This is a genomic window from Phyllobacterium sp. 1468 (genome assembly GCF_031455525.1).
Lineage (GTDB): Bacteria > Pseudomonadota > Alphaproteobacteria > Rhizobiales > Rhizobiaceae > Phyllobacterium.
Genome location: NZ_JAVDSX010000014.1, coordinates 1 through 19,030 on the forward strand (window position 1 = coordinate 1; position 19,030 = coordinate 19,030).

General features: G+C 56.0%; 26 protein-coding genes. 14 read left to right on the top strand and 12 right to left on the bottom strand.

Annotated elements, in window-relative coordinates; translation table 11 throughout:
* Positions 1 to 355 precede the first annotated feature (355 nt).
* The 3 genes from J2X72_RS24215 to J2X72_RS24225 all read left to right on the top strand — a co-directional run bounded on the left by J2X72_RS24215 (position 356) and on the right by J2X72_RS24225 (position 3,084).
* On the top strand, positions 356 to 625 hold the full coding sequence (locus tag J2X72_RS24215) for a hypothetical protein (RefSeq protein ID WP_310076176.1): 270 nt from the start codon (positions 356 to 358) through the stop codon (positions 623 to 625).
* A 109-nt stretch (positions 626 to 734) separates the two neighbouring features.
* Positions 735 to 2,339 (top strand): serine hydrolase, encoded by a 1,605-nt coding sequence (locus J2X72_RS24220; protein WP_310076178.1) that lies wholly within the window; start codon positions 735 to 737, stop codon positions 2,337 to 2,339.
* A gap of 235 nt (positions 2,340 to 2,574) precedes the next feature.
* Entirely contained in the window at positions 2,575 to 3,084 is a 510-nt protein-coding gene (locus J2X72_RS24225) for a BA14K family protein (protein ID WP_310076180.1), read from the top strand.
* Between the two features lie 117 nt (positions 3,085 to 3,201).
* Here J2X72_RS24225 and J2X72_RS24230 read toward each other — a convergent pair whose 3' ends face one another.
* A complete protein-coding gene (locus tag J2X72_RS24230; protein WP_310076230.1) occupies positions 3,202 to 4,614 on the bottom strand; it encodes a PLP-dependent aminotransferase family protein in 1,413 nt (470 codons plus the stop codon).
* Between the two features lie 92 nt (positions 4,615 to 4,706).
* Between J2X72_RS24230 and J2X72_RS24235 the strand changes: the two genes are divergently transcribed.
* Genes J2X72_RS24235 through J2X72_RS24245 form a run of 3 tightly spaced genes read left to right on the top strand, consistent with a single transcriptional unit; the run spans position 4,707 to position 6,290 of the window.
* Positions 4,707 to 5,126, top strand: coding sequence for a cupin domain-containing protein (locus J2X72_RS24235; RefSeq protein ID WP_310076181.1), 420 nt, complete (start codon positions 4,707 to 4,709; stop codon positions 5,124 to 5,126).
* A 16-nt stretch (positions 5,127 to 5,142) separates the two neighbouring features.
* The gene (locus J2X72_RS24240; RefSeq protein ID WP_310076182.1) at positions 5,143 to 5,598 is read left to right on the top strand and encodes a carboxymuconolactone decarboxylase family protein; all 456 of its coding nucleotides are present in this window, start codon (positions 5,143 to 5,145) and stop codon (positions 5,596 to 5,598) included.
* Positions 5,599 to 5,645: 47 nt separating this feature from the next.
* Positions 5,646 to 6,290, top strand: a complete 645-nt coding sequence (locus J2X72_RS24245; RefSeq protein ID WP_310076183.1) for an HD domain-containing protein — start codon at positions 5,646 to 5,648, stop codon at positions 6,288 to 6,290.
* A 76-nt stretch (positions 6,291 to 6,366) separates the two neighbouring features.
* On the opposite strand, the gene J2X72_RS24250 is transcribed toward J2X72_RS24245, so the two are convergent.
* On the bottom strand, positions 6,367 to 6,867 hold the full coding sequence (locus tag J2X72_RS24250) for a hypothetical protein (RefSeq protein WP_210005693.1): 501 nt from the start codon (positions 6,865 to 6,867) through the stop codon (positions 6,367 to 6,369).
* A 319-nt stretch (positions 6,868 to 7,186) separates the two neighbouring features.
* Positions 7,187 to 7,426: a hypothetical protein gene (locus tag J2X72_RS24255; RefSeq protein WP_310076184.1), complete on the bottom strand. Its 240-nt coding sequence runs from the start codon at positions 7,424 to 7,426 to the stop codon at positions 7,187 to 7,189.
* Positions 7,427 to 7,438: 12 nt separating this feature from the next.
* Here J2X72_RS24255 and J2X72_RS24260 point away from each other — a divergent pair, with 12 nt between their 5' ends.
* Positions 7,439 to 7,750 (top strand): hypothetical protein, encoded by a 312-nt coding sequence (locus tag J2X72_RS24260; RefSeq protein ID WP_310076185.1) that lies wholly within the window; start codon positions 7,439 to 7,441, stop codon positions 7,748 to 7,750.
* Between the two features lie 211 nt (positions 7,751 to 7,961).
* On the opposite strand, the gene J2X72_RS24265 is transcribed toward J2X72_RS24260, so the two are convergent.
* From J2X72_RS24265 to J2X72_RS24280, 4 genes are all read right to left on the bottom strand, one after another.
* On the bottom strand, positions 7,962 to 8,558 hold the full coding sequence (locus J2X72_RS24265) for a hypothetical protein (RefSeq protein ID WP_310076187.1): 597 nt from the start codon (positions 8,556 to 8,558) through the stop codon (positions 7,962 to 7,964).
* 31 nt (positions 8,559 to 8,589) lie between these two features.
* A complete protein-coding gene (locus tag J2X72_RS24270) occupies positions 8,590 to 8,910 on the bottom strand; it encodes a PepSY domain-containing protein (protein ID WP_310076188.1) in 321 nt (106 codons plus the stop codon).
* 216 nt (positions 8,911 to 9,126) lie between these two features.
* Positions 9,127 to 9,891 (bottom strand): SDR family oxidoreductase, encoded by a 765-nt coding sequence (locus tag J2X72_RS24275; RefSeq protein ID WP_310076190.1) that lies wholly within the window; start codon positions 9,889 to 9,891, stop codon positions 9,127 to 9,129.
* Positions 9,892 to 10,221: 330 nt separating this feature from the next.
* A complete protein-coding gene (locus tag J2X72_RS24280) occupies positions 10,222 to 10,440 on the bottom strand; it encodes a hypothetical protein (RefSeq protein ID WP_310076192.1) in 219 nt (72 codons plus the stop codon).
* 459 nt (positions 10,441 to 10,899) lie between these two features.
* Between J2X72_RS24280 and J2X72_RS24285 the strand changes: the two genes are divergently transcribed.
* Positions 10,900 to 11,226 (top strand): YkvA family protein, encoded by a 327-nt coding sequence (locus J2X72_RS24285; protein WP_310076194.1) that lies wholly within the window; start codon positions 10,900 to 10,902, stop codon positions 11,224 to 11,226.
* Positions 11,227 to 11,328: 102 nt separating this feature from the next.
* Positions 11,329 to 11,706, top strand: coding sequence for a hypothetical protein (locus tag J2X72_RS24290; RefSeq protein WP_310076196.1), 378 nt, complete (start codon positions 11,329 to 11,331; stop codon positions 11,704 to 11,706).
* A 119-nt stretch (positions 11,707 to 11,825) separates the two neighbouring features.
* Here the strand turns inward: J2X72_RS24290 and J2X72_RS24295 are convergent, their stop codons facing one another.
* Positions 11,826 to 12,287: an Hsp20 family protein gene (locus tag J2X72_RS24295; protein ID WP_210005676.1), complete on the bottom strand. Its 462-nt coding sequence runs from the start codon at positions 12,285 to 12,287 to the stop codon at positions 11,826 to 11,828.
* Positions 12,288 to 12,718: 431 nt separating this feature from the next.
* Here J2X72_RS24295 and J2X72_RS24300 point away from each other — a divergent pair, with 431 nt between their 5' ends.
* Positions 12,719 to 13,546, top strand: coding sequence for a Hint domain-containing protein (locus J2X72_RS24300; protein WP_310076199.1), 828 nt, complete (start codon positions 12,719 to 12,721; stop codon positions 13,544 to 13,546).
* An 86-nt stretch (positions 13,547 to 13,632) separates the two neighbouring features.
* On the opposite strand, the gene J2X72_RS24305 is transcribed toward J2X72_RS24300, so the two are convergent.
* Together J2X72_RS24305 and J2X72_RS24310 are read right to left on the bottom strand one after the other, a co-directional pair.
* A complete protein-coding gene (locus J2X72_RS24305) occupies positions 13,633 to 14,391 on the bottom strand; it encodes a DUF1236 domain-containing protein (RefSeq protein WP_310076201.1) in 759 nt (252 codons plus the stop codon).
* A 62-nt stretch (positions 14,392 to 14,453) separates the two neighbouring features.
* The gene (locus J2X72_RS24310; protein ID WP_210005671.1) at positions 14,454 to 14,852 is read right to left on the bottom strand and encodes a DUF1236 domain-containing protein; all 399 of its coding nucleotides are present in this window, start codon (positions 14,850 to 14,852) and stop codon (positions 14,454 to 14,456) included.
* 455 nt (positions 14,853 to 15,307) lie between these two features.
* Here J2X72_RS24310 and J2X72_RS24315 point away from each other — a divergent pair, with 455 nt between their 5' ends.
* Both J2X72_RS24315 and J2X72_RS24320 read left to right on the top strand, forming a co-directional pair.
* On the top strand, positions 15,308 to 15,673 hold the full coding sequence (locus tag J2X72_RS24315) for a low affinity iron permease family protein (protein WP_210005670.1): 366 nt from the start codon (positions 15,308 to 15,310) through the stop codon (positions 15,671 to 15,673).
* A gap of 49 nt (positions 15,674 to 15,722) precedes the next feature.
* Entirely contained in the window at positions 15,723 to 16,043 is a 321-nt protein-coding gene (locus J2X72_RS24320; protein WP_310076204.1) for a DUF982 domain-containing protein, read from the top strand.
* Positions 16,044 to 16,278: 235 nt separating this feature from the next.
* Here the strand turns inward: J2X72_RS24320 and J2X72_RS24325 are convergent, their stop codons facing one another.
* The gene (locus J2X72_RS24325) at positions 16,279 to 16,998 is read right to left on the bottom strand and encodes a Crp/Fnr family transcriptional regulator (protein ID WP_210005665.1); all 720 of its coding nucleotides are present in this window, start codon (positions 16,996 to 16,998) and stop codon (positions 16,279 to 16,281) included.
* A 170-nt stretch (positions 16,999 to 17,168) separates the two neighbouring features.
* Here J2X72_RS24325 and J2X72_RS24330 point away from each other — a divergent pair, with 170 nt between their 5' ends.
* Together J2X72_RS24330 and J2X72_RS24335 are read left to right on the top strand one after the other, a co-directional pair.
* Entirely contained in the window at positions 17,169 to 17,447 is a 279-nt protein-coding gene (locus J2X72_RS24330) for a hypothetical protein (protein WP_210005663.1), read from the top strand.
* A 211-nt stretch (positions 17,448 to 17,658) separates the two neighbouring features.
* Positions 17,659 to 17,922 (top strand): hypothetical protein, encoded by a 264-nt coding sequence (locus J2X72_RS24335; protein WP_310076206.1) that lies wholly within the window; start codon positions 17,659 to 17,661, stop codon positions 17,920 to 17,922.
* A 525-nt stretch (positions 17,923 to 18,447) separates the two neighbouring features.
* Here the strand turns inward: J2X72_RS24335 and J2X72_RS24340 are convergent.
* On the bottom strand, positions 18,448 to 18,828 hold the full coding sequence (locus J2X72_RS24340; RefSeq protein WP_310076208.1) for a hypothetical protein: 381 nt from the start codon (positions 18,826 to 18,828) through the stop codon (positions 18,448 to 18,450).
* Positions 18,829 to 19,030 lie beyond the last annotated feature (202 nt).

The window sequence follows — 19,030 nt, forward strand, 5'->3', positions numbered from 1 at the left end:
TATCGAGTTGCTTGTCGATGGCTTTGCCAACAGGTACACGGCTCCCCCGGGCGAATGCGCCATGATCAGGGTGCCGGATCCAAAATAGCGGTTGCAGGGCCCGCAACCGCCGTCGTGGTTACCCTGGAGCCAGTACCTGACAATATCCATATTTGATTTCCCCCGCTTTACTGTAACACTGCGCGCCACCGACGCTCAAGGGACCCGGTGTAAGTGAGTAGAGGGGGATTATATGACGCGACCTCTGGGTGTCGGTCCTGGCACAAGGCAAACAGTTTATCGTATGCAGTCAGTATCTGCTAATACATTGGCAAAGCAGTAACAAAACTCATCGTTCGAAAAATGGAGATCCCGGATGGAGATTGATTTAGGCGAAGTCCTTGATCCATTTCGCAGGCACGTCATCGAAATCAAAGATGCGCTTGCTCATGCTCGTTATCGCTACGATGGGCTCGATTTGATTCTGGAGACGGTCTCGGACCCCAAGGTACGCGGCGCCTCACAGGAAGTCTTTGCCCTCGCAGGTGAAAAGATGAATGGCGTTGACGATATGCTAGACGAACTCTATCGGCAGCTTTCTGACGTCGATCGTATGCTGGAAACCTACGCGTCAAAACAACAGTGATGGGGGTGACATTAATCCCGTCGATATTGGCCGCCATAGCGAAGGAAAGTTGAGCGAGCATCACCCAGTTCGTGTATCGTTAAGCCATCACCATGCGAGGGGAGTGGAGATGACTGAAGCTGCGAAGGGATATGCCAGGCATATCCGCGTCTTGTGCCTGGAACTTCTCATTGGGGTAGTGTTAGCGAGCATTGGACCAATTGCCAGCCAGGCCCAGTCTTTCGAACACACGACAAAAGACAAGATCTTGGCAGCTTTGCCAAAGTTGGAAGAGGCTGCGCAACAAGTCATCGCCAGTGGCGGGGTTCCGGGTATTTCCATTGCCGTCGTCTATCAGGATGAGGTGGTCTACTTGAAAGGCTTCGGCGTCAGGGAGGAAGGCAAGCGTGATCTGGTCGACGCCGACACGGTGTTCCAGCTTGCCTCATTCTCCAAGCCGATGGCCTCGACCGTCGTGGCGGCGATTGTGAGCGAAGGGGCGGCGAGTTGGGATTCCCGGATCATCGACATCGATCCATCCTTTCAGCTTTACGACGCCTATCCGACGGCACAAGTGACCGTGCGCGATCTCTTCTCTCACCGAAGCGGCCTACCTGGAGGGGCCGGAAACGAACTCGAAGAGATCGGCTACGACCGCGACGCGATTCTTCAGCGGCTCCGTCAGGTCAAGCCGTCGAGTAGTTTTCGGTCAGAGTATTCCTACAGTAATTTCGGCCTTACCGCGGGTGCGGTCGCCGTAGCAAAAGCGGCAGGCATGAGCTGGGAGAATGCGGCGGATGCGAAGCTCTACAAACCGCTGGGAATGTCATCAACCAGCTCGCGCTATGCCGATTTCCTGACGCGGACAAACCGCGCCGCGCTCCACGTTCCGCTCGACGGCAAATGGCGCGCCCTGGCCAAACGCGACCCCGACCCGCAGTCCCCTGCAGGCGGCGTCAGTTCCGATGCGCGGGACCTTGCTCAATGGATGCGGCTTCAACTCGGCAATGGCAACTACAATGGCAAGCGGCTCATCGACGGAGACGCGATTGGCCAGACCCATCTGCCGCTCATGGCGCGCGGCAAGAACCCGGTGACCGGCGGATGGTCGTTCTACGGCCTCGGCTGGAATGTGGAGTATGGCCGGTATGGCGAGAGTTGGAGCCATGCCGGCGCGTTCAGCACCGGCGCTCGAACACTGGTCAGTCTGCTTCCGGCAGAAGAGCTCGGCATCGTCGTCCTCACCAACGCCTTTCCGACCGGCGTGCCCGAAGGTCTTGCCGACACGTTCTTCGAGCTCGTGATGACCGGAAAGACGACGCAGGACTGGGTTATCCAATGGAACAACATCTACGGGCAACTCTTTGGCCCGGCAATCGAGTCCGCGATCAAGCGTTACGGGACACCGCCCGCCTCCCCGCTGCCAGCGCTGCCGCTGTCTGCCTACGCCGGCACCTACTTCAATCCCTATATTGGCAAGGCAGTAGTAGCCGAAAAAGATGGCACGCTCGAAATTCACCTAGGACCAAAAGGCAAGTCGGTTTTCCCGCTCAGCCATTTTGATCGCGACCTCTACACCTACCGGCCATCCGCGGAGATGCCGACCATGCCCGTTGCGGTCACGTTCGAAATAGGGTCGGATCAGAAGGCGGCCAAGGTCACGATTGACGACCTGAACGAGTTTGGACTTGGCGTGTTGACTCGCATCGAGACTGATCGCCCCGCATCGCCTTAGCTTCGCTCGCGCAGGAAGGAGTCATCTTAGATGCAGCAGGAAGGGTCGGCGGATTTTATGCTCTAGGATATCGACGCCACCCATCCTCATCTTTGAGCCAGCGTTTTGTGCGGGCAGCGCGCTCTGTCCAGCTTCGAGGCGGTCCGTCCTGGTCGGCGATAATCACGAAAAAGCAGTGCTATGCCGTCACTTTTGCGCTATAATTGGTGCCGCGGGCGGGCAGAAAGGTGAAGCCATGAAGAGGCTTACAATCTTTACCTTGTCGATGGCAACGGCGTTGACGAATATTCCGCCTGCCATAGCGTTTCCAGCGATTGTCGCACCGGGGATCGAAGCGCCGCAGGCACAATTTATCCAGTATAGGCGACACTATGGCGGTTACTATGGTGGTTATCGCGGCGGCTACTACCGCGGCTATCGCCACGGCTACCACCACAACGGTGGTGACAATTGGGCTTGGGCGCTCGGTGGGCTCGCCGCCGGCACGATCATCGGCGGACTGCTGACGCAGCCGGGCTATTATGGCCCGGGCTACTATGATGGAGGCTACTACGGCCGAGGCTACTATGGCGGTACATACTACCGTCCGCGGTACTACGCTCCCCGATACTACCGCCAAACTTATTATGGAGGTAGCGCGCATATACGCTGGTGCTATGCCCGTTACCGTTCCTACAGTGCTTATGACAACACATTCCAGCCGTACTACGGCCCACGACAGGTGTGCGTTTCTCCCTACTATTGATGTTACGTGCAGCTCGATTTGCCGAGCTGCACCGATAGAGGGCCTGAATGTATCACACCGATATCGCGCTTTGTCTCGCAAAGGTGCGGTCACTTTGCGATCCAAAGCCAACGCTGGTTACTTGAAGCGCTCGATCGTTTCCAGGAGCTGGTCACAGGATCGTGCAAGATGCTTCATTGGCGCCGTGGCGACACCGAGCAGAAGCCCAGATTCGGCATTGTCAGGCGACGCATACCAAGGCGAAAGCGGCGCGGGAAACATGCCGAACGTCAGGACTTGGCGTGCGATGGCCACATCGGGTGTCCCATCGGGCAATTTGAGCAGCACGGCCAAACCGGGAGCCGCAACACGATCCGCTCCGACCGAGGCATGGAGTATATCCAGAATCGCCTGCCGCTTGGCCGCATAGGCGCGTTTGGTACGCCGCAGGTGGCGCATGTAGTGTCCCTCATGCATAAACTCAGCGGTCGCAATTTGCACCGCGGGTCCAGGCGGCGGCGCGAGACATGCTGCCACGTCGGCGAACCGGGAGATCAACCCGACAGGGGCGACCACGAAGCCCAGTCGAATTGTCGGGCTAATCGTTTTGCTGAACGAGCCGATGTGAATGACGCGCCCGTCCCTGTCAAGGGAGGCGAGCCCCGGAGCGGCTCTTCCCGCGAGTTGCAACTCGCTCAAATAATCATCCTCGATCACCCAGGCCCGGCTCGCGGCCGCCCATTCGAGCAGACGAACGCGCCGCTCAAGCGACAAGGTCGGACCGAGCGGCGCCTGCTGACCTGGGGTCACGACGACAAGCTTCGCCTCCGGATTCTGGCGCAGCCCATGATCGATATCGATCCCATCCCTATCAACAGGGATTGGGACAAGCGAAAGACCTGCCAGCTCAAGTCCCTTCCTTGTCCATGGAAAGCCTGGGTTCTCAAACCACGCGGCATGCCCGCCCAGGCCGAGAACATTGAGCGTCAGACCGAGCCCGGCGCCGAACCCGCCAGTGATGATAACCTGCGATGGTGAGCAATTGATGCCGCGGGCCACGGCCAAATAGGCTGCGATTTCCCGCCTCAGCTCAAGCTCGCCGCGGGGGTCGGGATAGCAAGGAGGAGCACTCGCCTCGGCACGGACGGCCTGCGCCCGGATGCGCGAGAACAATGTGGCCGGGAAAGTCTCGACTGCCGGCACACCCATCTGGAAGAACGCGGGTCCTTGAGTCATCTCCAGATAGGTTTCCAGGAACGAGCCTGCATCCGGCTGCGGCTCGTTCTTCGTGACGGCGCGGGGGCGTTGAGTGACGCGTGTGCCCTTGGCACGCGAGGCCTCGATCAACTGGGCGGCGGCGAGCTTCTCATAGGCGGTGCGCACCGTTCCGCGTGCGACTCCGAGTTGAACTGCAAGATCCTGCCACGATGGCAGGCGTACGCCGGGCTCCAGCACCCCATCTTCAATGGCTTTGGCAACACCCCTTCGAATCTGCTCCGACAAGGAAGCCTTGGCCAATCGATCGACATTCAGCTTCAGCGGCTTGATCATACGGCCATGGTACATGATTTCTTCGCACTCTTGGTTCTTTTTTCTGGCTCAAAAAATCCACATCTTTGGTGCGTCTCAGAAGGAGAAACACCATGAACAACCGTATAATTGCCCCTGCTGGCATGGCCGTGCTTGCCTCAGTCTTCGCCGGTCCTGCCCCGGCGCATGACGCCACAACCGAAACAGTGACGGCTCGGTTCGAACAGGCCATTGCCAACATCCCAGGCAAGTCAATCCGCGTCGTAGAAGTCGATTATGCGCCCGGCGCCGCTTCCCTGCCGCACATGCACGCCAACTCGGCCTTCATCTACGCTTATGTCCTTTCGGGCGAGATCGAGTCGAAGGTAAACGACGACGAAGCCCGCCTCTACAAGGCGGGCGAGAGCTGGTCCGAACCGCCAGGTGCCACCCATTCCATCAGCCGCAACGCCAGCAAGACCAATCCGGCGAAGCTGCTTGCCGTCTTTGTCGTCGATTCCGACGAAAAGAAGCTCACTACCCCTGTCAAATAGTAGAAGGAACTGAAGAATGACCAACAGGCTGGATTACAATCAAATCGCTCCCAACGGCGCCAAGGCACTTGGGGGCGTCTATGGCTATGTCATGCAAAGCGGTCTGCCCGGAGAGCTTGTAGACCTCGTGTATCTGCGTGTGTCGCAGATCAACAACTGCGCCTACTGCCTCGACATGCACACCCGCGAGCTTGTCAAGCGGGGCGTGAAGATCGAGAAGCTTGCACTGGTGCAGGCGTGGAAGGAAGGCGGCACTCTATTCAGCGAGGCCGAGCGGGCAGCATTCGCCTGGGCCGAGAGCGTGACGCTTGTGGCTGAGACCAGCGTCCCAGACAGCGCCTACGAAGCCGCACTGCAGGTCTTCGGCGAAAAGCAACTCGTCGATCTGACGATCGCGATCAGCCTGATGAACGGTTACAATCGGATGGCTATCAGCTTCCGGAATACGCCCCAGGCGGTTCTGGAAAATTGAAAACGGCCGTTCCAACGAACATTTCAGCGAATACGGAGTACCCGACAATGATTGCCGATGATATCTCTGGGGTGAAAATCCCTGACAGCAGGCTGGCACGCAATGTAACTGAGTTCATTCGGGACACGGAGAGCGATCTGCTTTTCCATCACTCGGTGCGGGTCTATTTCTGGGGAGCCATGACAGGTCATCGGACCGGGCTGACCTTTGACCCTGAACTGCTGTATACGGCGGCCATGTTCCACGACATCGGCCTCACCGCGCGGTACCGAAACAGCCAGCTTCGCTTTGAAGTGGATGGTGCCAATGCCGCGCAAGAGTTCCTGAGAGCTCATGGCATTGCCGAAAGCGATGTGGAGACGGTTTGGAATGCGGTTGCTCTTCACACAACACCCGGCATACCGGAATTCATGCGCCCGGAGATCGCCTTGGTGCAGGCGGGAGCCGGTATGGACGTTGCTGGCCGCGGCTACGACGCGTTTAACGATGGGGAGCGGGAGGCCGTCGTCGCCGCCTTCCCTCGTGAAACCGACTTCAAACACGGGATCATCGATGCTTTTTACGAAGGCATGAAACACCGGCCCGACAGTACGTTCGGCACCTTCAACGACGACGTTCTAGCCTTCAAGGATCCTTCGTTTCAGCGGATCGACATGTGCAGCGTCATTCTGAGGTCGAACTGGGCAAACTGAGAGCAACGGCCGAAGCCGCTGCGAACGCCACCCAGGTTAAGCTCCGGTGACCCGCCCTCCCTTCAGACGGACGCCGCTACTTCTTCTGAGCGGCTTGGCAAGCGCGCAATGCCTTGAACGCAGCGTCGGTACCGGTAAGGTCAACCACTAAGGTGTCACGCCCTTTCGCGGTGATTGTCAGCTTTTTCTTCTTGGCAAGACCATAGATAAAATCGAGATCATTGAAGGGGACGGATGCACCGTCGAACCCCTCAATCTCCTGACCAGTAGCCACGCCCGTGAATTGCTCACCATCGACATCGAATACTACCGAGAGCTGTTCACCTGCGGTAATCTTTTTGGGTTTCTTGGAGTAAAGCGCCAGATAGCCGCGCAGATCTGCGGTTGCGTCGATACCGATCTCCACCTGAGCGCCATCGTCGGGGTTTTGCCGAGCGATAAGGCAGCCAGGGCCCATCTTCTCATTGATAAATATGTCCCAACCGGCCGCCTTGCCGTATTTCTTGAACATTTCCTGGGCTTCACATGGAACGGTAAGGACAGCAACTGCCAAGGCAGTTCGAACTAATAAATGCATGATCTCCTCCTGTGTTCTACTTCCAATGAAAAAACGGGACGATGCATTCAACGTATGAAAAATCTCCAAAATGGAGGTGGGTCACAAGAATCCAACCGCCGACAGCATTCTTCCCAACATCAGGACCAATAACCAACGCCACCCGAGCTTGTGGGCAACGGTACCGTTTTTGATCGCGAGTATTTTAATTTCGACCAGTGGAATCCTACGGTAGGCAATTAACAAGTACGTAACTGTAACGATGCGGGAAGTGGTGAGTTCGCACGGCCTCTCGAGAGTCCGCCGACCTGGTTGCGCCGCTCGGCAGCAGGCAGCGACATTACGTGCAGAATGCAACCTTCACCCAATACTGGATCTTCGAAATGATCGCAGGTTGAGGCCCTGCCTCTCCAGAGGTGCCTGGGCCGCGGGGAACTTCAAGCACGCGGGACAGTTTAGCTTCATCGGAGAGTTTCGCCTGAGTAAACTCGGCGGCAGGCCACGCATCGAGTGCATTGGCTCGCGTCACATGATCGCGGAAGAGGCCATGGAACAGGCGTGGATAACGAAGTCCTAACAATGAGGTGACGCCATGAGAGAACGCAAGGAGTCTTATGTTCCATATGATACCCATTACGAAATAAAGCCGCCCAAGGAGGAAGGCCCCTATCTTCGTCGCGGCGCTGAATGTGCGGACGCCATCGAGGAGATGTTCAAGGACCAGATTGCCCTGCCTTTCAACCACCTCACCTATATCCGGGTGCACGAGAAGGCCAGGGAAGCCGGTTGGCAGGATCAGGAGATACGAAAGGCCATCCTCTTTTGGACTGACCAGATGATGCTTAGCCAGCTGGCAGGATCTGACGGCGAGGTCGTCGACTATCTGGACGAGTTCTGGCGCTGACAACTACGGCAAGAATGGCGACGGACCCATCCGCCGCGCTGCCACGCAGGCAGAGGCAAAAGTCAGTTGCGCATGCTTTATGACGTCGGAGAAATGGGCACGATCCCTTTGTGAGCTAGCGGAAAAGAAGCCAAGCCGCAGATACCCTGCCACTCGGCTTCAAAATTCGAACTTCCTTGATAATCGCTTCAGTTTTTTTCCGTCAGCACCTTCATGCCATCGGACGATAGTCACGGGCTCGCTCACGCTCGCGCACCAGTTCTTCTTCGGTGAAGTCAGCGCTGTTTTCGTCAAAGCCCTGCCAACCTTCTTCGCGATACATGGCGCGTCGTGTATTAAGGTCGACGGGCGAATTGTCATCGATAATCGAACGGGCAAGATCGACCTGATCATCCTCGACCCGGGCTGAAACCAAGGTGCTACCTCTACGGACACCCTCTGCATAAACGTGAGCGTCGTTTTCGTCCACGCCGGCACTCGTCATCGAGCCAATGATGCCTCCTGCAGCGCCCCCCGCGACCGCGCCTGCAACTGCACCTGTCGCTGTCGCAACAAGCCAGCCCGCGGCTACGACCGGGCCAACACCTGGGATCGCCAACATACCAAGGCCCGCTAGCAGCCCGCCTGCGCCGCCGACGACGGCACCGACGCCAGCTCCTGTTGCTGCACCCTCACCTGCGTTGGATTCATCAATTTTTCCACGGCTAACGATGCTGATATTGGACGAGGAAATCCCTGCGTCCTCAAGCGCGCTGACAACAGCTTTGGCATCTTCGTGATTGTCATATAGTCCTGTCACAGTTTGCATAGTTCCTCCTGATTATTGCTTGTTGGAAAGTTTATTTGGCGGCTTCGACAATGTTGCCTTGGAAATCGAGTTTTACCTGGACCGATTTGCCGTCTTTCATCGCTGTACCCGTCCAGATGCCATCTTCACCCTTGGTTAAAGCACCGACACCGGAATAACCCTTGGCTTCGATGCGTTCCTTGGCCTGGCCTTCGGTGAAACTGTTGGCCCCTGCAACTGGGGCCGCGGGGTTTTTGGTATCTGGTGTTGCGACTGCGGGCGTCTGCGTATCAGTTGCAGGTTTTGTTGCCTCCTGGGCGTGGGCCGCAGACAGAATCGAGAGAGCGCCGAGCGCGAGTGCTATACGTTTCATGGTGCCTCCTTATGTGATCGATGATCGATCAGTGGAGTGACAACCCGCCGCTGCACCCAATGTTCCCGTTTAATGGTCCATGAGCCCGAAGTTTATTTTTCTGCGTGCATGGAACCAAGCACGCAGTCGAAAATTCCGGCGTTGCCAGCCAGGGAGTTGCGTGCGTTCCTGCGCGATAGTGGAGGAAGCAAGTTCTGACCGTCCCTATTTCGATGGCTACCAACACGTGAAGCCTCCGTCCACGACGAGATCGACACCAGTAACAAATGACGATGCACGGCTTAATAGGAATATCGCGGGACCAACCATTTCTTCGGATGCTGCCAAGCGGCCCATTGGTGTGTCTCGTTCGAACACTTTGACCCTATCAGCGACCTCAGGACGGCGGTTCATCGGCGTCAACGTATAGCCCGGACTGATCGAATTGACACGAATGCCGCGGTCGACCCATTCCATGGCCAAGCTTCTCGACAAGTGAATCACCGCCGCCTTCGATGAATTGTAGTCGGCCTGCTTCAAGTCCCGATTGACAATAGATCCGGACATGGAGGCGATGTTGACAATGGAACCGTTCTTGCGGGGAAGCATGACACGTGCTTGCGCCTGGCAGGACAGAAAAACCCCCGTCACATTAATATCGTAGACCCTTTGCCAGTGCTCCAATGGGAGCGTCTCGGCATCGCCTCCTGCACCGACACCCGCATTGTTGACGGCTATCGTTAAATTGCCGAGCTGGCTCTCAATTAGGTCGACCGCTCCTGCCAGATCGCGTGTATTGGTCACGGACCCTTCCAGCGCCAGGGCCCGGCGGCCAAGAGCGCGGATTCTCTCGGCTGTTTCGCTCAAACCGCCATTGGAGATATGACCAAAACAGCCGACATCCGCTCCAGCCTCGGCCAATCCGATGGCTATGGCTTGGCCAATCCCGCTGCCGGAGCCCGTGACCATGGCTACGTGTCCGTCAAGGTTGAACAATTCCATTACGTTCCCTCCCATGCCGTAAAACCATTGCCACTATACAGGTCCCGTTTGGACTGTTCGATATCTGAACGGCAGCAAGGCGCAGGCTACAAACTTGGCCAACGTGTCGACCTAGCCACCGCTTGGAATGGATTGGTATCGTCGGAGCATCGAGGGTCAGCGACAAAGTTGCTCAGGGCCTCTGCGGATTTCGTTCCGGTATTCGGTTGTACTTTCAACGAGCTGGGCATATCCGTCCTGCGCAACTGCTCTCGGCAATTTTTGTCCATCGATTGGACATCAACACTGGAAGAGCAGGAGTTGGCGAACCTAGGGATATAGAGGACGAGACTAAGTCTTTTGCTCTTTCTCGGCCTTTTCCAAGCGATCCAATAATTCCTGAAACCTTTTGTCAGTTTCAGGGATGCTATAACCAGTTTGCATATCCTCCACAAAATCCTTGTGTCGGCTAGCACGCTTGAACACCTCGGCGGGTGCCCGGATTTGTCCCTTTTTGGTCATCCCACCCCGCCGATACATGGCTCGTAGCTCCTCTAACACATCAGCCAAGGGATCGTTCCGCTCTATCCGCCAATGATTGCGGCCAAGCTTTGAACCTGCAGAACGTGGCTTCAGGACAGCAGAGTTCGCGCAAAAGGTTTTACTAGACAAATTTCGCGACGCAGAATGTAATGGTGGCGGGTCTTATTGGCCGACGCAACGGGGCATTCGATGGAACGTTTGGATCATAAACTGGATTGTAAATCTTGCGGCACGATCTATCTCAAGATCCCCGACGATGTGCGGGGTGTTACGCCGATACATTGCTCGTCATGCGGACAATTCATTGGCTATTGGGCAGAACTATCGCGCGATTTTGATCGCCAAGGTGGTCAGGATGGAGTGTTTGAACTGAAGGACGGGCAAATACTTCGCAAGGCCTGAAATACCTTACTGGACGATATGGGAACGCTTTCGGCATTTCTGAATAAAGCAAAAGCTTGGGCGCGGACTATCAAACGCGATGTGATGGCCCTATGGATCGCAGCACACGATCCCCGAGTGCCATGGTACGCAAAACTCGCTGCTGGATGCGTGGCTGCCTATGCGCTCTCACCGATTGACCTGATCCCCGATTTCATTCCGGTCTTAGGATATCTCGACGACATTGTCCTTGTCCCACTCGGCATTGCGGCGGCGGTTCGCATGGTTCCCCCGCCACTCATGGCAGAGTTTCGGGCAACGGCTGCTTCAAGTGCGGGACGCCCAATCAGTCGCGTCGGTGCCACGGTCATCATCGCGATATGGGCGGCTGGTGGCGCGCTTCTGGTTTGGGTCTTCTGGCTGCAGAGATGACACAAAGCATGTCTGAAACATCGGGAAAGCCTGCCCTCCCATATGGATTAAACCCCGGCCGGACTGTTTGAGCATTACTGCATTGCACCAGGGTTGCAAGTCGTGGGGATCGTTCGGTTCGAGAAGCGCTACAGACTGGTATTGCAGCGAACACATGGCGCCGAGGTCGACAACGCGATTTCGCACGGGAATTTCCGCGACGAGAACGCCGGGTATATCGCCACACTCCAGGACAAGGAACAGTTGCTAGCCATGGTGCGTTGGTCTGCCTGGAGCCTAGGGAGACAAATGATGGATGATGAGGACCAACCAACGCTAGAGGCACTTCGCGTGGAACTGTCGAACTTGCGCGATGACCTGGCCGTGATCGAAAGCAGCGAGATTTTCGCCCTGAACAAGCTTGGCAATCAGGAGGCGGTCGACGCGATCAGACACAGGATCGCCGAAATAGAATCTATCCTTCACCGCGATCGCAAATGAGCGACAAACCAATCGGTTGCCGCCGTAGATTTCATATCGGCTCGCTCGCTCCCCATGCCTCGCTGTCACCTGCGATGGCCGTCCTCCGACAGGGCGGCCATCCAGACAATTGAACTGCGTCAGGCTGCCGTGTTTCCCTCAATCCGCTTCGACCTTCCCGTGCCTGTTCCTATGGGAATCCGGCGCGGCTTCATCTCTTCGGGAATTTCCTTTTTGAGGTCGATGACCAGCAAACCGTTCTCCAGTTGTGCACCGGTCACGCTCACATGGTCGGCGAGCTCGAAACGATGGCTGAAGGGCCTAAGAGCCAGGCCGTGGTGGAGATATTGCACCTCCTCGCCGTTCGACCTTCCGCCATTGACTATCAGCATATTCGGCTCATGCGTCAGCGAAAGATCGTCTTCGGCAAAGCCCGCCACGGCGATAATGATCCGGTAGCTGTCTTCGGCGAGCTTAACGATGTCATAGGGCGGCCACTTTTCGGCGCCTTGCGGCTGAGCGGTGTTTTCAAGCAGGTCAAAAATTCGGTCAAAGCCGATGCTCGACCGGTAGAAGGGGGAAAAATCCACGTTGCTTCTCATAGCTACATCCTCCTTTAGAGCAACATAGGTACAAGGGGCGCGCCAAGAAGCTGGCGCTCCCTGACTGCCGGCCCATATTTGCGACCGGCGACCAAGAATTGGGTATTGCCTTTCCCAGTGTCAAGAGGATGAGATCGTGGCCAGCGCCGACAACAAAAAATTTCTCCACTGCGGCGAAGTCTATGGGAGACTGAAGGTGAAATCTCCCTTGCCTATCTCTAGTGCTGACAGGTCCGTCGTTCGATGCGCCGGACAGGATTTTTTACTCCTAAAGCAGTAGCCAGTCTCCGACCTTGCCTCTTTTGCGGTAAGACCTATGCCGATTTGAGTATCCAACAAGTAGAAATCCTGAGGGCTCCTTTACGTGACAGCCGATGTAAGCTGATGAGTCCGTATCTTGGGAGGGTGCCGGTAACTACAAGGAGGAAACCATGTCTTCAAGTCCACAGTATCGCGTGGCCCCCAGCCGGGCCAGACGCCATTTCCTTGGCGTCATCGTCGCAACGAGTGCTCGCGTTGCGGCTATAGGCAGCGCAGCAGCTATGATTTCGGCATTGCCGGCTCAAGCTAAGCCGAAGGAAAAACACGGTGACCACGGTCCAAAGGGAGGCGGCCACAACTGTTTCCTCCGTGGCACATTTATTAGCACCCCAAAAGGCGAGACCCGCATTGAGGATCTAAAGATCGGTGATCTTGTTAAAACTTTGCGCGGCGAAGCCGTTGCCGTGAAGTGGATTGGACGCCGGGCTTACAAGAAGGCCGGCCCGTCCTGGAATGATAGCGTTATGCCAATTCGAGTTTCACGCCACGCCCTCGATAATGAAATACCTCACAGGGATCTTTATCTCTCTCCCAACCATGCTCTTTTGATCGCTGGGGTTCTCATCCGGGTAAAAGAGCTGGTCAACGGGCTCTCGATTGCGCCCGCGCTCCCTGCGGAACGGCAGAGGATAGAATATCTCCAGATCGTGCTCGGCACCCATGACGTGATTCTGGCAGAGGGTGCCCCTGCAGAGTCCTTCCTGCTTAGGGGCAGTAACCATGAGAACTTCACGAACTTTGCCGAGTATGAGCGCCTATATCCTGCCCACTCGCGTACTGTTATGACCCCGTTCGCGCCGATTGTGGGTTATGAAGGCGGACGAGAGCACCTTAAGGCCCTTCTAAGCCTCAGCATCTCGCGCTTTGTTCAGCTGCACGACCCGGTCCGGGAGGCTTACGAGAGGATTGCAGCACGCGCCAGGCAGCCTGTCAGCTGAGCTGCGGGGCCACCCGCGACGAGCGGTTAACCCGCGATTGATAACCGAGGGTGGCCCGAGGCCACCCTCTTTGCTGCCGCTCGCTGTCACACGATGACCAGCACGATCTCCAGCGAATCTGGATCGACGATGATGATCCTGCCGTCAGCAAGCAAGAAATAACGATAGCCTTCATATCTGGGGACCAGCTTGACGATCCGTGGCGGAAGCGGTCGCAGTTCGACGGTTCGCGGAACGGCAACGCCGACGTTCACTTCAAAGTTCACGTCGCGAACCGGTTCGGCTTTCGTTTCGGTTATGACCTGCTTGATCTCCGTCTTCTGCTCCGCCGTCACGTTGACGCTACCGGTCGTTTCGGTAGACGGCTGGTTTGAAGTCTTGGCCGTATCATCGTCCGGTGCTGGCTTACTGGTCTTGGCTGTATCTTCAATACTGGTCTTGCCCGTTTGCTCCTGTGTCTGTTTCTTAGTGGCAGCCCCATCCGTCCCCTGATCTACGGGGGCCTGTGCCTTGTCCTGGGTGGTCTGCTCGCCTTGCTTCTTCAACTTGGTACCGGTTGAATCCTCAACCTTTTGTCCAGCGCTTTTGTCCATGCCCTGGCCGGCCGGAGCTTGCGCCTGTCCTTCCTTTTGCTGGCTCTTCTTCACCGTAGCGCCAGCCTGGCCTTCAGTCTGCGGCTTGGTTGTTGCGCCCTGTTCCTGCGTGCCTGTTTCCGCGGGCATCTGCGTTTGGCCTTCGGTCTGCTGGCCGGGCTTTTTTTTCAGCATTTCGGTTTGCGCAAGCCCTGCTCCGGGTGCAACGCCAAGCGCAAGGACGAGGACACTTTTCAAAATGATATTCTTCATCGGATTATTTCCTCCAGTTTTGAGGAAAGTGGAAGCCCCCTTAGCTCTTCCACTTCCTTTTGCTAGTGAACGACGCGTACCACAGTCCTGTTTGAAGGATCGACGATCACACGTTGGTGGTTGACCACGGCATATGCGTATTTGGGATTATCCGGAATACGCACTACCTTGACCGTCTCCGGCAGTGGTCTGCCAACCACGACTTTCTCGCGGACGACGACTTCATCTTCCGGGATGGGTTGCTGTTCCACATATGTAACGACTCTCCGCGGCGGCGGAGCGAGCACGGTACCAACAACGGCACCGGCGACGCCACCGACGGCAGCGCCGACCGGGCCACCAACAATTGCGCCGGTCACAGCACCGCCGGCGGCGCCGTTAACTGTGCCTTCCTGCGCAGAGGCAGCGGTTGCAAAACCACCAAGCACCAGTGCCCCAGCTACTATTAGTTTCTTGTACATAACCAATTCCTTTCCACAATCAGAGCCAAGGCGGGGACGTCCCGGGTGTGAAGACAACATCGTCTTAGTCCAGCTTTGCTGTCCGTCGCCCTTGGCTCCTTTTACGTGGACGGCAAAGCTGAAGGGCAAACGTCATCGCCGGTGCGCCGTTCCGAACTTGGGCTTCAGTCTGACGAGGGCAGCGACTTGGGCTGATTTTAGATTGGACGAAAGTCTGATGCACAAACGGCAAAGGTCTGAAATCCTTTGGCACAGGGCCGCCGGTGGAACAAAACTCGGGACCGCAAGTTGTGGCGGCCGAAATGGAAAAACCAACAAGGGTGAGGACTTATGGAACGAACCTTGCTTCCCAACGGCGTGATTGGGCCTCTCGGCGCGGCGCTCAATTGGAGCGGGATTGATTTTGGGAATGGCACGGCCGGGTCAGATTCGCGGCATCGCGGGTGGAGGAAGAGTTGAACAATTGGCTGTTTGCCACTGCGGAATGGCTCAGTAAACCTCCCGGTTTCTGGGGTGTACTCGCGTTCATGGTCATCTGCTCGATCCTGGTGCCTTTGGGCATCGACGAGAGCGTCATTACCTTTGGTCTGTCTGTTCTAGCCATCGTTGTTACGGGCATAGTCCTAATCCAGGGATTCCGCGATACGGCGGCGATCCAGGCCAAGCTCGACGAAATCATACTCCGCCTTCCTCAGCCAAACACGGATGTCGTAGGTTTAGAGAAGAAAGAACCTGAAGAGATCGAGTCGAAATTGGAAGAACTCGAACAAGAAGCAAGTGCAATGAAGCAGGCGAAAGCAAGGGCGGCTAATAAAAATTGACTATTGTGTCGTGCGGAACACGGCAGGAGCCGGAGTCGTTTTGGGGGCAATGACAGACTTTGAAGCGCACCGGGCTTTTTCACCCGTTACAGTCCTAACCAGCAAGCCTGGACAGCTGCGTGGCATCGGCACCGCGTACGTTGCTGCGCGGTTTATTCTGGAAGAGTGGCCGATCACAGAAGGGTCGAAGCTGGCAACGGCGCGGCTCGTCTTGCTGACATGTCTGGAAGGCGGGTGCGCGGCGGCAGTCGCAAGGGTGGCATTCGTTGAAGCCGCGCGCGAAGCTAACATCTACGTTCCGCCGCCGGAGATGGATCCGCTCACCCTGAAGGATAGCGAGGCGAGACAGCTTGGTCTGCTGCCGGACTAAGCTGGAACAACGTTCAAACGGCTGTGTTTTAGCACCATGCTGAAGCCCCCGATTCAGCAAAGGCCTGACATAGAAGTAACACTTCTTTTCATAATAGGCCGTCTTAGGACCCGACCTGCTGGTATTTTGCGTTCTGGTAGGTCGGGTTCGTTTCTGGGAAGATAATGCCCTTTCGACGAATGATCCTCATCCCTCTCGGCGCCGGTGTCCGCAAAAGGACAATTGTGGGTAATGCCTACCGCGATATCACTGTATTCAGCAATTTTTGATACTCACGTTCGGCGACACCATAAAATCCATTCGCCTCGGCCAGCAACCCCGTTCGGTCCATAATGGTCACCTTGCCGCGGGTGGCACGGATATGGCCTTCGCCTTCCAGTGAATGCAGTGTTTCCGTGACCCAAGGACGGCGCATTCCCAGCATCACCGCCATTAACTCATGGGTTAGGTATAGATCATGCCCCGAGGTGCGATCATGTACCATCAGCAACCACCGTGCCAATCTTGTCCGGGCATCAGCCTGACCATTGACCAGCGCCGTCGTAGCGGTCTGCACCACCATCGCCTGCGTATACTTCAGTAGCACCAGCTGCAGTGACGCGCTTTGGGCGATCGCTGCCAGCAGTTTGTCGGCGGCAATTCGAAGCCCCGAACCAGCAAGTTGAATATAGATTGAAAGAGGCGTGCTGGTGCTGCCTAGCACAAGCGCGGATCCCGTCATTCCGTCAAACCCGACCAGACCAATTTCGATATCACCGCCATCAGGACTTTTTGCTACAATCGATGCAATGCCGTCCTCGACAAAGAGCGCACTTTCAATAGGGCTTTCCGGATTTTCGATCGGTTCGCGCAGTGAAAAATCGACCCTTTTGAGATGGGGCGCGAGCAACTCGAAATCGGTCCGCAACAAACACTTAAGGAGTTTGTTTTGGACCGAACACTGAACCAAGGTCATATTGCTCCTTTCCGCGAGGAACAAAGCGACGATCCAGCGCTTCTAAAAAAACCACGAATACCAACCTAAAAATCGAGAACAATGGTATGTCCCCCAATGGACATTCCCGGAATTAAACCGCTCGGAAAATGTTAGTTAAAAAACGAAGTCGCTGCGCCTGAAAGGTCAGGATGGAACGTACCGCCAAATATCGCAGGCTTCTCAGTAGAGATGATATACCCATCGATGCTGTTTGCATACGCGTTATTGAAAAAGATGGGCGGACGCTTGCTGAAGTCGAATGGCCAGAAAACCACTTTACCATCAAAGGCGATTACTTCTATCCGACGCCGGTTCCGCTGGCAATTGAGCGCGCTCTCGACGTTAAAGACAATTACGGTTTTCGCGAAGTTGTTGTCATCATCGATAATGACCAACTTTGGGACGATGCTTGGGGAAGTCTGATCTAAAAACTTCCTTTAGGTAGTGTTGCTTCACCAGTTATCCCTGTTCGAATTAATCTGCCACAAGGGTTTGGCGAGTTTACCGTCCGGTAGCGGACATAGCATTGACGACCTTTGGTACAAGTTTTTTAATACGGTTGTCGCTGGATCTGTAGTGGCCCACCTGCGATTGAGAGATGCCAAGCGCTCCCGCCGTAACAAAACGCGGGAGGAAATTATGTCCCGTCATTTCAGGAATTTTATCTATTACAGCCAAGACTGGAATGTAATGGAAAGGGCCCTTCTGAAGGCCAGAAGAAAGCTTCATAGGGCTAAAGGCAATAAGGATATGGATCGTCTCGCACGAAGGGTGATGACCCTGTTCGATCAGGGCCTTCGCGACGCGGACGTCATCGCTCGCACGGCTGCCAATCAGGAAATATTAATCGCTAACATTGCGTCGCTACGCAGTACGGAAAGAGCCCCTGATGTGCAGCAATAAAAATCAACGCCTGGACGACCAACTTGAATGTCCGAAGTGCGGAACGATCTACCTCAGTTTGACGCAAGATATGGCACTAAGCACACCAATTGTTTGTAGCTCGTGCGGGGAATACATGGGGACGTGGGGTGATTTGGAGGCAGATTTTTACGCTCAAGGCGGCAACCATGGCGTTTTCGAAATGCGCGATGGTCAGATCATTCGAAAGGAGTGATCTTCTACCAATAGATGACGGTCGGGAAAATGAGCGGGATGCACCGCCTTACCACCACTCTTCCACCTGGAATCCATAGTACGGACCAAGGTCCGTACGTTCATGGCATAGGTCTGTGGGCCGTATAAATTCCTCCAGTTCAGTTGTTTAGTTTCCTTCGGGAAGACGGGCCGTCCGGCTCGTCGCTGCGCCGCGCCGCGGTGATGGCAACCTTCAGGGAGTTCTTGAACATGAGAATAGCTCAATGGATTTTGACAGGTACCAGTGTGGTTGCGCTGAGTCTATTTGGTTTCGCCGCAAGTGCGACCGCGTCAGCTCAATCTGACCCCGGCCCAGTTGCATCCAGCACGACCAACTTGGTCCTGATGGCCCGAAGCGGATCGGACAACAGCGGTTCGGGCAGCCATCACGATGGCGGCGATGATCACAGCGGTAGTGGCAGCAGTGGGTCCAGCAACAGCGGTCCCAGCAACAGCGGTCCCAGTAATAGCGGTCACGGCCGTAATAATCATGACAACGATCGGGATGATAACGATCATCGCGATAATCGCGATGGCAGAGCTGCCCGAGGCGATCGGCCCGAAGTCGATCTGAATGTTTCGGACGAAAACCTGCAAGGCCTGCTCAACGGTTCTTTGGTTGCCGTTGATAATCTTGGTCGCGTGCTGGAGGTCGAAGTCGAACGCGAGCATGGCGTGCGTGCTGTAACCGTGAAGCCTCATGGTGGAGACGTCCGCCGCAATCCTGGTCCAATCACAAACGTTTCGATCCGGCCCGCGTCTGCGCCGTGAGCCACTTCGCTCCGGCGCATTTCCCGGTCATGCGCCGGAGCGACGAGGGCTTTTCCGCAGATGCATGATGACCACTGTAACGCGCGAAGTCGCGATTTCCCGA